The sequence below is a fragment of the Pseudomonas sputi genome, from assembly GCF_021603585.1.
GTDB lineage: Bacteria > Pseudomonadota > Gammaproteobacteria > Pseudomonadales > Pseudomonadaceae > Aquipseudomonas > Aquipseudomonas sputi.
This window is the reverse complement of the sequence record NZ_BQHI01000002.1, coordinates 277,279-291,313: the sequence shown is the minus strand read 5'-3', so window position 1 is coordinate 291,313 and position 14,035 is coordinate 277,279. Positions and strand designations below refer to the sequence as shown.

General features: G+C 60.5%; 15 protein-coding genes. All 15 read right to left on the bottom strand.

All coding sequences use genetic code 11. From position 1 onward, the window contains the following. Window positions 1–102: 102 nt before the first annotated feature. The 15 genes from araH to mltG all read right to left on the bottom strand — a co-directional run bounded on the left by araH (window position 103) and on the right by mltG (window position 14,034). A complete protein-coding gene (gene araH / locus L6D81_RS03945; protein ID WP_236177971.1) occupies window positions 103–1,071 on the bottom strand; it encodes an L-arabinose ABC transporter permease AraH in 969 nt (322 codons plus the stop codon). Window positions 1,072–1,083: 12 nt separating this feature from the next. Beyond that, the gene (gene araG, locus L6D81_RS03940; protein ID WP_236177970.1) at window positions 1,084–2,628 is read right to left on the bottom strand and encodes an L-arabinose ABC transporter ATP-binding protein AraG; all 1,545 of its coding nucleotides are present in this window, start codon (window positions 2,626–2,628) and stop codon (window positions 1,084–1,086) included. A 56-nt stretch (window positions 2,629–2,684) separates the two neighbouring features. Further along, on the bottom strand, window positions 2,685–3,689 hold the full coding sequence (locus tag L6D81_RS03935; protein WP_236177969.1) for a substrate-binding domain-containing protein: 1,005 nt from the start codon (window positions 3,687–3,689) through the stop codon (window positions 2,685–2,687). Window positions 3,690–3,832: 143 nt separating this feature from the next. After that, window positions 3,833–4,651: an SDR family oxidoreductase gene (locus tag L6D81_RS03930; protein WP_236177968.1), complete on the bottom strand. Its 819-nt coding sequence runs from the start codon at window positions 4,649–4,651 to the stop codon at window positions 3,833–3,835. Window positions 4,652–4,921: 270 nt separating this feature from the next. Continuing rightward, window positions 4,922–5,797, bottom strand: a complete 876-nt coding sequence (locus L6D81_RS03925; RefSeq protein WP_236177967.1) for an SMP-30/gluconolactonase/LRE family protein — start codon at window positions 5,795–5,797, stop codon at window positions 4,922–4,924. A gap of 25 nt (window positions 5,798–5,822) precedes the next feature. Continuing rightward, on the bottom strand, window positions 5,823–6,539 hold the full coding sequence (locus L6D81_RS03920; RefSeq protein ID WP_236177966.1) for a FadR/GntR family transcriptional regulator: 717 nt from the start codon (window positions 6,537–6,539) through the stop codon (window positions 5,823–5,825). Between the two features lie 101 nt (window positions 6,540–6,640). Further along, on the bottom strand, window positions 6,641–7,201 hold the full coding sequence (locus L6D81_RS03915; protein ID WP_236177965.1) for a DUF1285 domain-containing protein: 561 nt from the start codon (window positions 7,199–7,201) through the stop codon (window positions 6,641–6,643). Window positions 7,202–7,216: 15 nt separating this feature from the next. Then, window positions 7,217–7,822 (bottom strand): DUF4823 domain-containing protein, encoded by a 606-nt coding sequence (locus tag L6D81_RS03910; RefSeq protein WP_007950810.1) that lies wholly within the window; start codon window positions 7,820–7,822, stop codon window positions 7,217–7,219. Between the two features lie 122 nt (window positions 7,823–7,944). Continuing rightward, complete coding sequence (locus tag L6D81_RS03905) at window positions 7,945–8,913, bottom strand: GTP 3',8-cyclase MoaA (RefSeq protein WP_236177964.1); 969 nt, start codon at window positions 8,911–8,913, stop codon at window positions 7,945–7,947. Between the two features lie 138 nt (window positions 8,914–9,051). After that, window positions 9,052–9,690: a TetR/AcrR family transcriptional regulator gene (locus L6D81_RS03900; RefSeq protein ID WP_007950805.1), complete on the bottom strand. Its 639-nt coding sequence runs from the start codon at window positions 9,688–9,690 to the stop codon at window positions 9,052–9,054. 341 nt (window positions 9,691–10,031) lie between these two features. Then, window positions 10,032–10,817: a TatD family hydrolase gene (locus tag L6D81_RS03895; protein ID WP_236177963.1), complete on the bottom strand. Its 786-nt coding sequence runs from the start codon at window positions 10,815–10,817 to the stop codon at window positions 10,032–10,034. Window positions 10,818–10,831: 14 nt separating this feature from the next. Beyond that, entirely contained in the window at window positions 10,832–11,188 is a 357-nt protein-coding gene (locus L6D81_RS03890; RefSeq protein WP_007908272.1) for a PilZ domain-containing protein, read from the bottom strand. Window positions 11,189–11,230: 42 nt separating this feature from the next. Then, window positions 11,231–12,214, bottom strand: coding sequence for a DNA polymerase III subunit delta' (locus L6D81_RS03885; protein ID WP_236177962.1), 984 nt, complete (start codon window positions 12,212–12,214; stop codon window positions 11,231–11,233). After that, window positions 12,207–12,839 (bottom strand): dTMP kinase, encoded by a 633-nt coding sequence (gene tmk, locus L6D81_RS03880; RefSeq protein ID WP_236177961.1) that lies wholly within the window; start codon window positions 12,837–12,839, stop codon window positions 12,207–12,209. Before tmk ends, L6D81_RS03885 begins: the two co-directional genes overlap by 8 nt. A gap of 19 nt (window positions 12,840–12,858) precedes the next feature. Continuing rightward, window positions 12,859–14,034, bottom strand: a complete 1,176-nt coding sequence (mltG, locus tag L6D81_RS03875) for an endolytic transglycosylase MltG (RefSeq protein ID WP_236177960.1) — start codon at window positions 14,032–14,034, stop codon at window positions 12,859–12,861. Between the last annotated feature and the right edge of the window lies 1 nt (window position 14,035).

Here is a 14,035-nt window from a genome sequence, read left to right as displayed (position 1 = left end):
GAAACGGGTTGGGGCGGGCAAGGGATATTTTGGGGAAGGAGACAGAAGGCGTTTCGCTCAGAACACCCTCTCCCAAAGGAGAGGGTCACAAGAGCTTTGATCTCAGCGCTGTTTCAGACGGTCAATGACAACAGCCAACAGCAAAATCGACCCTCGAATCACGTACTGATAAAACGTGTCGATATTCTTCAGATTCATCGCATTCTCGATAATCGCCAGAATCAAAACCCCGGCAATCACATGCCGGATCATCCCGATCCCGCCGCTCAACGACACCCCGCCCAGCACGCAGGCCGAAATCACCGTCAGCTCAAAACCCTGGCCAATCATCGGCTGACCCGAAGTCATCCGCGACGCCAGAATCACCCCGGCCAACGCACCAATCACGCCATGCACCGCGAAGATGATGATCTTGGTTCGATCAACATTCACCCCCGCCAGCAACGCCGCCTCCTGGTTGCCGCCGATGGCCATGGTGTTGCGCCCGTAGGTCGTGTAGTTCAGCAGCCAACCGAAAAACAGGAAGCAGACGATGGTGATCAGGATCGGCACCGGCACGCCGAACAACTGGCCATTGCCAAAGACGAAGAACGACTCCTGGGAAACGCCCACCGCTTTGCCATTGGCAAAGATGTAAGCCAGGCCGCGGACGATCTGCATGGTCGCCAGCGTCGTGATCAGCGCATTGACCCGCAACTTGGCGATCACGATGCCGTTGATCAATCCGACGATCAGCCCCATCACCAGCGCGGCGCTGATGCCGAGAAACACGCTGTTGGTATCGCGCATCACCACCGCCGCCACCACCCCGGCGCAAGCGATCACCGAGCCTACCGACAAGTCGAAATGCCCGGACGCCAGGCAATACAACATGGTGCACGCAGCGATCCCGGTGGTGGAAATCGCCAGGCCCAGACCACGCATGTTCAGCGGCGAGAGGAAGTTATCGATCAGCAAGGTGCAGGCGACAAAAATGCCCACCGCCGCCAGCAGCATCACCCAGTCATCGAGGAAGCGCCGCATGTCCAAAGGTTTGCGCTCGGTCGGCAGGGTTTCGTTTTGGGTTGTCATCATAGTCACCTCTCAGTTCGCCACGCCGTCAGCGCGTTGGCGCGGCAAAGCCAGTTGCAGCAGGTTGGATTCGTTGGCCTGGTCGCGGCTGACTTCGCCACGCAGGGCGCCCTCGCACAGCACCAGAATGCGGTCGGAAATACCCATCACTTCCATCAGGTCGCTGGACACCACGATCACCGAAATACCGTCGGCGGCCAGGTTGTGGATGATCTGGTAGATCTCGGCCTTGGCGCCGATGTCGATGCCCCGGGTCGGCTCGTCGAGCAACAGGACTTTCATCGGCATCGACAGCCAGCGGCCGAGAATGGCTTTTTGTTGATTGCCACCGGACAGGAATTTGATCGGTTGCCCGGCGTGAGGCGTTTTCACTTTCAGGGCCTTGATCTGTTTCTCGGCGTTGCCCTTTTCCCAGATACCGCGCAGCAGGCAACCGAGCCCGGAATGCGCACCGCGCGCACTGATGTTGATGTTCTCGGCGACACTGGCCAGCGGGATGATGCCTTCCTTCTTGCGGTCCTCCGGGCACAGCAAAATGCCGGCAGCAATCGCATCGCGGGGCGAACGCAGCTTCAGTTCGTGACCGCGCAATTCCAGGCGTCCGGCGGTGTTGCGCTCCAGACCGCTGAGCAGCCGGAACAGCTCGGTGCGCCCTGCCCCGACCAGTCCGAACAGGCCCAGAATCTCGCCTTTGTGCGCATCGAAACTGATCGGCTCGCGCAGGCCCGGGCCAAGCAGTCCATCGACTCTCAGCGCCACGGCACCGCGCGGGCGACCGCGATAATCGTAGATGTCCTGAATGTCGCGCCCGACCATGCAGGTCACCAGTTGATCGTGGGTCAACTGGCTCATGTCATCGAAGGTGCGCACGTAGCGACCGTCCTTGAACACCGTCACCGCGTCGCAGATGCGGAACACTTCTTCCATGCGATGGGAAACGTAGAGCACCACTTTGCCCTCGTCGCGCAGCCGGCCGATGATCGCCATCAAGCGGTCGATTTCCCGCGCCGAGAGGCTGCTGGTCGGTTCGTCAAACGCGATCACATGGGCGCCACGGGACAACGCCTTGGCGATTTCCACCAGTTGCCGCTGACCGAGAGACAAGCGGCCGACCTTGGTCTGCGGGTCGATTTCATCGGCCAGGCCTTTGAGGCAAGCCAACGCCTGCTGACGCAGCGCGCCGCGATTGATCAGGCCGAAGCTGGCCGGCAGGTGACCGAGGAACAGGTTCTCGGCCACGGTCATTTCCGGCACCAGATGCAGCTCCTGGTGAATCACCGCGACGCCGCTGCCGATGCTGTCGGCAGTGCACTTGAAGGCCATGCTCCGCTCGCCGATCTGCAGCTCGCCGCTGCTCGGAATGTAGGCGCCGCCGAGGATTTTCAGCAGCGTCGATTTGCCGGCGCCGTTCTCGCCCATCAGGGCGTGAACCTGCCCGGGGTGGGCGACGAAACTGATGCCGTCCAGTGCTTTCACGCCCGGAAAGGTCTTGCCGATCCCGTTGAAACGCAGGCTGCCGCTGGCGCTGTGTTCTTGTGTCTGTACTTGCGCGTGCATTTAAACCACCTCATCACACCGTTCAAGCGGCCCGGCTGCCCGGGCCGCCGCTGCCGTCAGTTCCACAGGCCGATCTTCTCCAGCTCCTGCTTGAAGTTGTCGCGGGTGATCAGGGTGACGTCGTCCATCGCGGTGTACTTCGGCGGTTCTTTGCCGGTGGTGACCCACTCGTACATCATCTCGGCGGTCTTGTAGCCTTCGATGTGCGGGCTCGGCAGCATCGAACCGTAGAAGCCGCTGTTAGGCTTTTTCAATTCGCCGATAGCGTCGGTGCCGTTGATGCCGATGCCGATCACATTGGCTGCGGCAAACCCGGCGGCTTCGGTGGCGCGCACGCCGCCCAGCACGGTGTTGTCGTTCATGCCGCCGATGATCAGGTTCTTCGCCGTGCCCGGCAGCTTGACCAGTGCCGAATTGATGGCGTCCATGCTGCCCGGCACGTCGAGGGTTTTCAGGGCAGCGGTCAGGATGTGCTCTTTCGGCATGCCGGCGTCTTCGAGCGCCTTCATCGAGCCGTCGGTGCGCTTCTTGCCGGTGTCGAGTTCGTTGTAGGTGCTGACCACCGCGTAGGTGTCTTTCCAGTCCCAGTTACGCTTTTTCGCTTCGGCGGCCATAGCGGCGCCCTGTTTCTGGCCAACTTCGAACGCAGCCATGCCGAGGTACGGCACGTCTTCCATGAACTTGCCATTGGCATCGACGAAGCGGTCATCGACGGCGATGACTTTCAGGTCATTGAGCTTGGCCTTGGCCATGATCGCAGGGCCGAGGGAGACGTCCGGCGGACAAATCACGAAGCCCTTGGCGCCGTTGGCCGCGAGGCTGTCGATGGCGGAAAGGGTTTTCTCGCCGTCCGGCACGGCGATCTTGATCAGCTCGAAGCCTTTGTCCTTGGCAGCTTTCTCGGCGAAGGCCCATTCAGTCTGGAACCACGGCTCTTCGGCCTGCTTGACCAGGAAACCGATTTTCACAGGGTCAGCGGCCAGCAGCGCACTGCTCAGGCTGAACGCAGTGACCGCCAGCGCGGTACTGCACAGGGTACGAATCCCGAAACGACGTTTCATAAGCAGACTCCTTGTTATTTTTCTTGAGCGTTATTTGAAAGGCGTTACAGCGGTCGAAGCATTTACCGCGAATCATGACGACAATAGTCATATCGTATGATGATTGAATTTCAGGCGGACTTTTCCACCTGAAATCCGAGTTTTCAGTCGTGGTACATCACCGAGCGACCACCATCGATAGTGATGCAAGAGGCGTTGATGAACGGCGCTTCATCACTGGCCAGGAATACAGCAGTCATTGCCACTTCGATCGGTTGGCCGATGCGTTTCGGTGGGTGCAGATCGAAAGCGCGCTGGCGTTCGGCGTGCGGGTCGGCGAAGCCGTTCCAGTAGTCGACGTTGAGCTGGGTTTCGATATAGCCCGGCGCAATCGCGTTGACGCGAATGCCCTTCGGCGCGTATTCGATGCCCAGTGCACGGGTCAGCCCGAGCAGGCCGTGCTTGGCCACCGGGTACGGGAAGCAGCCGGGAATGATATGGGTGGAGTGAGTCGAGGCAATGTTGATGATGCTGCCGATGCCCTGCTCGATCATCTGCGGCAACACGGCCTTGCAGCCATACCAGGCGCCGTCGAGGTCGATGGCGAAACAGCGGTGCCAATCTTCCTCGGTCATTTCCAGCGGATCGCGGAACACATTGACCCCGGCGCAGTTGACCAGCACATCGATACGACCGTGCAGTTCGATGGCCAGTTTGGCCATGGCGTGCAAGTCCTGCTGGCGCGATACGTCAGCCTTGATCGCTTGCACATCGGCGCCCTGCTCGCGCCAGTGAGCGGCGACTTTCTCGACCTTTTCGGCCTGGATATCGCTGATCACCAGCTTGGCCTGCTGGGAGGCGAACGTCGCGACGATTGCTTCGCCGATGCCTTGAGCGGCGCCGGTCAGCAGCACGACCTTGTTTTTCAGACGCTCGCCTTTCGGCGGCTCGGGCACCGGTGGCAGGGACAGAGGTTCAGCCATGAATCAGGACTCCTGTTCGAGAGCATAAAAAAACCGGGCATCTGACGATGTCCGGTCTGGATGGCTTCTGGAACAAGACAGGCGAGCGCACGCCGCGGTACCGGAACGGCCCGAAGCGCTGACTCCGCTGTGGAGTGCGATGGAAATTCGCTGCATCACTTCACCTGTTTTGTTCTTTTTAAGTGTGAGTGCGTGTTACTGCTGAGGCCGACTATAAACCCGACCACCAAATAATCTCAATATATAATTTTGCATCCCATATTTTGGGATTTAACCGGCAAAACGTGTACACAGCTTTCCGGTGACACCCACCCGCAGCGATAGCACGGCGCCGTCCAGCGGGTGGTTCAGCGGACTTCTGGCGCTGGTGATGTAAAGGGTTTTCAAGTCTTCGCCGCCGAACACGCAACTGGTGGGGCGACTGACTGGCAGGTCGATCTTGCGGTCGAGCTGGCCATCCGGCGTCAGGCGCAGCAGGCAGCTGCCGTCCCAGCGGGCGTTCCACACGTAGCCTTCGGCGTCCATCGCCGAACCGTCCGGGCCACCGTGCTGATCGGCGCTGTACCAGGGCTGGGCGGGGTCGAGGTTGCCGTCGGTGTGAATGAAATAGCGATACAAGGTGCTGTCGAGGCTGTCGCCGAACAACAAAGTGGTGCCGTCGTCGCTCCAGAGCAGCGTGTTGGGAATCCCCAGGCCGCGCAGCAATGGCGTGACGCGTTTATCCGGATCAACCCGGAACAGGCCGCCGGAACGACGGGTGATCGGCAGGTCTTCGCCCTGCTCGCCGATGTTGTTTTGCATGGTGCCGAGCCACAAACGGCCCAGGCCATCGCAACGTGCTTCGTTGGCGCGATTGCCCGGTTGCGGGTCGGCGATGCAGAACAGCGTCAGTCGCGGCTCGAGTCCGGGGGAATCGAGATCGAGCCGGTAGACGCCGCTGCTCAGGGTCACCAGCGCGTCACCGCTGGCGCAGGGAATGAACGCCGAGACATGTTCCGGCATCTGCCAGATCTGCACGTTCTGCCCGATCAACCGCAGCGCCTGCCTGCCAGCAATGTCGACCCAGTACAGCGCCTGAGTCGGTGCGTCCCAGAACGGGCCTTCGCCCAGTTGCGCCCGATGCTCTGTCACCGCAGTCCACGTCATGCAACCTCCTGTCTTGTTGTTTTTGTCAGCTGGCTTTCTTGTCGGCCATCACCTGCGGGTAAAACCGCTTGATGGCCAGGTCGGCATTGTCGATCAGGGTCATGCAGGCCCACACCCCGCGCGCGGCATCCCGGGCGGCGATGGCGTCAGCCATGTCTTTGTGAATGGGCAATGTGCGGCGCAATTCGTCGGGGTCGGCCGCCGAGACTTCGAAAGACACCGCGAGCAGCGCACCGAGGGCAGGCACCATTTGCTCGATGAACTGGTTATGGCTGGCGGCCAGAATGCATTCGTGGAAGAACTGGTCGGCGCGGTTGTAGTCGATGCCGCTTTCCACGGCTCGTTCCAGCGCGTGGTAGGCCTGCTGCACGGCTTGTACCTGTTCAACGGTCGCCCGCTCGCAGGCCCAGCGCACCGCCATCGGTTCGATGGTACGGCGCAGATCAAGCAAGTCATCGACGAAATTTTCCGGCAAGCCGCTGCGTGACAGCCAGCCCACCACTTGCGGGTCGAACAGGTTCCAGCGCTTGATCGGCAATACCCGCGTGCCGACCTTCGGCCCGACTTCGAGCATGCCTTTGGCGACGAGGGTCTTGATGGCTTCGCGGATCACGGTACGGCTGACCCCGAGCTGCTCGCCCAGATCGGCCTCGACCTTGATCGCCTGCCCCGGTTTTACCTGGCCGGCGGCAATCCAGGCGCCCAGCCAGTCAACCGTTGATGCGTGAAAACTGCTCGACATGGACACCCCGAAGCTGTTCGTTGTGGGTGCCTACGCTAATCATCATACGATTGAGAGTCAACGACAAAAAACCGCAGCCTGCTTTCACAGACTGCGGTTTTTTAAGGTTCGAGGCCGATGGGGAAGAACTCGCCACCGCTCCAGACGCCGAGCCAGCGCTGGCCATCGATCTCACGACTGACAGCCAGCTCGACCAATTGGTAAAACACGTTGCGATGGATCAGCGCTTCAAGATTGGTGCGCACATGCACGTAGGGGGCGGGTTCTTGCGTCGTCGGATCGATCTCCACGCGGATCGGATGTTCCGCGCCAGCCTCGGTGGTTTCATCGACGTTAGTCGTGAAACGTAGCAACTGCGCCTCACCCTCGCCTTCCACCTCGACGGCAATCGCCACGAATGGCGCGTCATCGACCTTGATCCCGACTTTCTCAACCGGAGTGATCAGAAAATAGTCATCGCCATCGCGGCGGATGATGGTGGAGAACAGCTTGACCATCGGCTTGCGCCCGATCGGCGTACCCAGGTAATACCAGGTACCGTCGCGGGCGATGCGCATGTCGATGTCGCCGCAGAAATCCGGGTTCCACAAGTGCACCGGCGGCAAGCCTTTGGTTTTGGGGATTTGCCCCAGCAGGTCATTGGCTTTTTGCGGGCCACTCATGGCGTTCTCCTTGAATTACTGGTCCCCGACGCCCAGCAGGCTGCGCGCGTACTGCGCAAGCGGTGGGCCAATCAGGTCTTCGGGTTTGTTGTCGTGGAACGTCAGTAATCCGCCACGACTCTTGATCCGTGCAGTATCAATCAAATACTGGGTACTGGTCTCGATCAACATGATCTGAATCACGCCGCCGTCGATACCGAGGCGATCCACGGCTTCCTGATCGAGCCATTCATCGGAGTTGCCGATGCGGTCGTCGGCCTTGGCGAAACGGGTATACAGCAGGTAGTGAGCGCCGGCGTCGCGGGCTTCGCCCATCGCCTGGTCGAGACCTTCCGGCGCACGGGCGCGGCGGACCATCGGGAAATATTCGACGAAGCCTTTGAAGGCCTCCTCAGCGACTACGTTGGGACGCGGGTAGGAACCACCCGGCGGCGCGAACGAACCTTGCGCGATGTAGATGAACGAATCCGGCTGAATGCGGAAATTGTTTACGCGGCGGCTGTCGCTGTGGTCCAGCAGACCCGCGTCGCTCATCTGGTAGCGAGTCCCTTCGGCCATGTCACTGACAGTCATACAGCCGCCCAGCGCCAAAACGGCCAGCAGCAAAACCAGGCTACGCATCCTAATCCTCCAGAAGCCGGTGACGGAAAACCGGCGAATGGCCGTAGGATGCAGCTTTTGCGCCAGTCCTTGGAAATGTGCAGGTATCCGGTTTGAAATAAGACTTTGGGGCTAGACCGGGTTCAGCCGCCGATGATCTTCATGACGGTGGCGCCGCCGGAGAATGCGACTTCCTGCTTGTCACCCAACGCCTTGACCAGCAATCGTTGCAACGCCGGCAGCGCCTCGTGACGCGGCTTGTCGAGCAAGTCACCGACATAGTGGCGGTTGCTCGAGGACAGGCAGCCATGCAGCCATCCCGTCGACGACAGGCGCAAACGCGAACAGGTTCGGCAGAACGGCACACTTTCGTTGGCGATCACGCCGAAGTTGCCCAGACCGGGAATCGCATAACGAACAGCCGTGGCGTCTACCGGCGCGTCGGTTTGCGCGTACTCGTAATGTTCGCCAATCAGACTGAGCAACTGCTGCAGACTGACGAACTGTTGCAGAAACGCGTTGGAATCAGTGGCCAGGTGGCCCATGCGCATCAGCTCGATGAAACGCAGTTCGAAGCCACGCTCGAGGCAGTAGTCGAGCAGTGGCATCACCTGGTCGAGGTTCTGTCCGCGCAACGGCACCATGTTGACCTTGATCTTCATTCCCGCTGCTGCCGCCTGATCCATGCCATCCAGCACGGTGGCCAGATCGCCGCCACGGGCAATGCTGCGGAACGCGCCGGCGTCCAGGGTATCGAGGGAAACGTTGATGCGTCGCAGGCCGGCATCGACCAGCAACGGGAGTTTTTTCGCCAGGAGCTGGCCGTTGGTGGTCAGGCTGATGTCTTCCAGGCCCATCCTGCCGACGGCGCTCATGAAAGATTCGAGTTTGGGACTGACCAGCGGCTCGCCGCCGGTGATGCGCAGGCGTTCGATGCCGGCGGCTTCGATCAGGTAGGCAACGCCACGTGCCATGGCCTCGGCCGACAGTTCATCCTGCGCAGCCACCAGCCGCTTGCCGTTGGGCACGCAGTAGGTACAGGCGTAATTGCAGGCTGAAGTCAGACTGATCCGCAAATTGCGAAAACGCCTGCCTTGACGGTCAACGATCATGAAGCACTCCGGCGATGGAAAATCGAGCGGCTAAAACTTGACTCACAATTCAAGTTTTAGCAAGCCCTATGCCTGAGTATATTCCTGCGGTACTGCGCCATGTAGCGAAAAACACGGCGCATAAGGCAACTGAATGATTCAGCTGCTTGGCGTTTCAGGATCGCGCTTGCGCTTGTTGCCCATGCGCACGCCGATGTCCATCAGGAACTGGAAGAAACCTTCCTGATCCTCCAGCACGTTGCTCCAGAACGGCGAGTGATACAGCGCCACCGCGCCATGCACCAGCGCCCAGGATGCGCAGTAGTGGAAGTATGGCGGCACGTCTTCGAGCTTGCCTTCGCTGATGCGGCCCTTGATGAGCAGGGTCAGGCGTTCGAAGTTCGAGGCACGGATCTTGTGCAGCTCCTCGACCATTTCCGGGACCTGATTGCCCTTGACCACCTTCTCTTCCAGGCGATCGAACAGACGATAGCGCTGCGGGTCGCGCATGCGGAATTCAAAGTAGGCACGGGACAGCGCTTCCTTGTCCTTGTCGACATCGGCCGAATGCAACAGCTCGTTCAAGTCGCGCTCGTAATCGAGCATCAGGCGCAGGTAGATCTCGGCCTTGGACTTGAAATGCTTGTAGATCGTGCCTTTGCCGATACCCACGGCATCAGCAATCATCTCGACGGTGACACTGTCTTCACCTTGTTCGAGGAACAGCTTGAGCGCGGTATCGAGAATTTCTTGCTCGCGGCGACGAAACTCACGGACCTTACGAGGTTCTTTGTGCATAAGAAAAGGTCTGTAGGGGTCAAAATTCGAAGCCGCGTATTATGCCTAACTTGCGCAAAAATGCACGGATCATCCGACCATATCTGTGTTTCTTGTTCATTTCACGAACGTTTACGGGGCAATGAGAACATAACCGAAGCGAACGTATTCCAAATTTGTTTAAAAACCCCGGCCCGCCAACTGGACTCGGCGCCAGACTGATCAATACTTGAACTGTCGGGCGACATCTCCCCCAAGTGTCGCGCCGGTAAAGGTACCAAGGGACCGCGTGCCTTTGTTTTACTCCTAATGGTCTTAACCCGGATTCACCCCCCAGAACCCGGGTTTTTTTTGCCTGCGATTCAGGCCTTTACACTGGCTAGCGGGAACAGTCGCTTGAAGTTCTCGGTGGTCTGTTCGGCAAAACGCTCGTAGCTCTCGCCCCGCAGCATCGCCAGAAACTCTGCCACTTCCCGCACGTATTGCGGCAGGTTCGGTTTGCCGCGGTAAGGGATCGGCGCCAGATACGGCGAATCGGTTTCCACCAGCAGGCGATCGGCCGGAACCTTGCTCGCCACATCACGCAGTGCATCGGCATTGCGGAAGGTGACAATGCCCGACAGGGAAATGTAATAACCCATGTCCAGCGCGGCCTTGGCCATGTCCCAGTCTTCAGTGAAGCAATGCAGCACGCCGGCCTGGGGCAACGCAGCCTCGCGCAACAGCTCAAGCGTGTCGGCGCGGGCGCCACGGGTATGGATGATCACCGGTTTGCCGGTCTGCTGCGCGGCTTGCAGGTGCAGACGGAACGATTCCTGCTGCAGCTCCGCCGCTTCCGGCTCGTAGTGATAGTCCAGACCGGTTTCGCCGATCGCCACCACTTTCGGGTGATTGATCTCGTGCAACAGCCAGTCCAGCGCTGGCGCTGCGCCCGGTTGCACATCCAGCGGATGCACGCCGACCGAACAATCGACATCGTCGTAACGCTCGGCGAGGGCTTTGACGTCGGCCGCGTTGTCGGCGCTGACGCCGATGCACAGGAAGTGCCCGACACCGCGCTGGCGGGCTGCATCCAGCGCAGCATCCAGGGAACCGTCATGAGCGGCGAGGTCGAGGCGATCAAGGTGACAATGGGAATCTACGAGCATAAAAGGACTGCAACTTACATCGTATGAGTGGGACGGTCGGATTTCAGGGCTCCGGCCAGATGAGTTTCGATGCGACTGCGCGCGGTGTTGTCGCCATCGTTGAATTGCACGCCGACACCCGCTGCGCGGTTGCCCTGGGCGCCTTTGGGGGTGATCCAGGCCACTTTGCCGGCCACCGGAATCTTCTCCGCCTCGTCCATCAGATTCAGCAGCATGAACACCTCGTCGCCCAACCTGTAGCTCTTGTTGGTCGGGATGAACAGGCCACCGTTCTTGATAAACGGCATGTAGGCGGCGTAAAGGACCGATTTGTCCTTGATGGTCAGGGACAAGATGCCATTGCGCGGCCCAGGGCTGACAGGTTCATTCATGTTGACCTCCACTGCTGATGCTCAGAGTCTAGGTACACATTCTTATCTTTGACCAGGCAGGCTCGCCCATTGCACCAACAAGGCTTCCAGCAGCAAGGCGGCATTGAGGTTGGCCTTGCTCAGGACTTTCTGGCGCTGGGCGAGAATCCAGTCCTGAATATCCAGCACTTTAGCCTGGGCACTTTTCTGCGCCAGATACTGCACGACCTTGCGCATGTCGGTCAGCCCGAGGCCCGCTTCATCCTGGGTCAATTGATAGCGCAGGATCAGGCTCGACCAGTCGCAGAACCAGTCGAACAGACGCAGCATCGGAATGTTTTTCCACTCCTCGGCCAGTTGCGTCGGCGATTGCTGCTGCTTGAGCAGCTTCTTCACGCCTTCCACCACCTGCGCGCGCTGTTCACGCACGCCCTGCCCCTGCAACGTAACGGCGGCCAACGGCGAGCCGGCAGCCAGGGTCAACAGTTCGACCCGTTCGTCCTCGGAACATTCCGGCAGTGCCTGAGCCAGCCATTGCAGGCTCATGGTTTCGCTCGGCAGCGGGCAGGCCTGCTGCACGCAGCGGCTCTTGATGGTCGGCAACAACCGGCTCGACTGGTGACTGACCAGCAACAGCACGGTATCGCCGGACGGCTCTTCAAGGCTCTTGAGCAAGGCGTTGGCGGCGTTGATGTTCATCGACTCCACCGGCTCGATCAGCACCACCTTGCGCCCGCCCAGTTGCGCGGTCTGCACGACGAAGCTGACCAGATCGCGCACCTGGTCGACCTTGATCGCCTTGTCCGCTTCCTCCGGTTCGAGGATGTAATTGTCCGGGTGGCTGCCGGCCTTGAGCAGCAGGCAGGATTTGCACTCACCGCAGGCGTCAGGCGTCGGACGCTGGCACAGCAGGCTGGCCATCAGCCGCTCGGCCAGCGCACGCTTGCCGATCCCGGCCGGCCCGTGCAGCAGATACGCATGGGCGTGCTGAGCACGACCGGCCAACTGCTGCCAGAGGCTGTCCTGCCACGGGTAGGCCTCAGCCACGGCTCAACTCCAGCAAGTTCGGAATCAGGGTATCCAGCGATTGTTGAACCTTGGCCAACGGCTGACCGGCGTCGATACGCACGTAACGCGCCGGATCGGCCTCAGCGCGTCTGAGGAACGCACTGCGCACCGCCTCGAAAAACGCCCGACCTTCCAGCTCGAAACGATCCAGGCGACCCCGGGCGCTGGCCCGGGCCAGGCCGATTTCCACCGGCAGATCGAATATCAGCGTCAGGTCGGGACGCAGGTCGCCCTGCACGAAAGTCTCCAGCGCCGCGATGCGCTCCAGCGACAAGCCGCGGCCGCCACCCTGGTAGGCGTAAGTCGAATCGGTGAAACGATCACACAGCACCACCGCGCCACGGGCCAATGCCGGGCGAATGACTTCAGCCAGATGCTGAGCACGGGCGGCGAACACCAGCAGCAGCTCGGTGTCCGGGTTCATCACTTCGTCGACCGGTGCCAACAACACCTCACGAATGCGCTCGGCCAGCGGCGTACCGCCGGGCTCGCGGGTCAGCACCACTTCGATACCGGCGGCGCGCAGGCGCTCGGCGAGGTATTCGCGGTTGGTGCTCTTGCCGGCGCCTTCCGGGCCTTCCAGGGTAATAAACAAGCCAGTCACAGGCAGTCCTTAATCAAAGTCATTGCGTGTTTTGGGGAGCGGAGGCTTCCGGTTCCGGCGTCGGCGCTTGAGCAGGCGGCTGCGGCAACGATTGCGGTGCGGTATCGGGTGAGGCGGCAGGTATTGCCTCTTCGGCCGCCGGAGCAGCCTCGGGCGCTGTTGCCGGCGCCGGGCTCGAGCGGTAATCCGCGCGTCGCTTGAGCTGGTATTCGCGCACCGCGTTGTTGTGCGCGTCCAGATCGTCGGAGAACACGTGGCTGCCATCGCCCCGGGCAACAAAGTAGAGGCTGGTGCCATCCACCGGGTTGAGTGCCGCGTGAATGGCTTCACGTCCGACCATGGCGATCGGCGTCGGCGGCAGGCCGGGAATCATGTAGGTGTTGTACGGCGTGGCTTCCTTGAGGTGGGCGCGGGTCAGTTTGCCGTTGTAGCGGTCGCCCAGACCGTAGATCACCGTCGGATCGGTCTGCAGTTGCATGCCCAGCGCCATGCGACGCACGAAGACGCCGGCAATCTGGCCACGTTCCTGAGGCACGCCGGTTTCCTTTTCTACCAGCGACGCCATGATCAGCGCCTGATAGGGCTCGGTGTAAGGCACGTCGGCGGAGCGCTTTTCCCACTCCTTGGCCAACACTTCGTCGAGGCGATCAAAGGCCTTTTTCAGCAGTTCGGTATCGGACACACCGCGCACGAATCGGTAGGTATCGGGGAAGAAACGGCCCTCGGGAAACAGGCCCTTGTGGCCGATTCTGGCCATGACCTCGCTGTCACTCAAACCATTGAGGGTTTGTTCGATCTTTTCATCCTTGGCCAGCGCGGCGCGCACTTGATGGAAATTCCAGCCTTCGACCAGCGTCAGGCTGTACTGAACCACATCGCCGCGTTTCCACAGATCGATCAGACCGTTGACGGTCATGCCCGGCTGCATACGGTACTCGCCCGTATGAATCGGCGTGCCGGCGAGGTTGAAACGCCAATAGACCCGCAGCCAGAAGGCGTCCTTGATGACGCCATCGGCTTCGAGTCCGAGAAAAGTACGGGTCGGGGTGGATCCCTTGGGCACATCCAGCAGTTCTTCCTGCGTGATGTTAAGGGGCTGTTCCAGTGCCGAATGAATCTTCCAGGCGCTGGCGCCCAACAGCAGCCCTGCCAGAACCAGTCCGGTTTCCAGCAGCAGCAAAAGTTTACGTCTCACG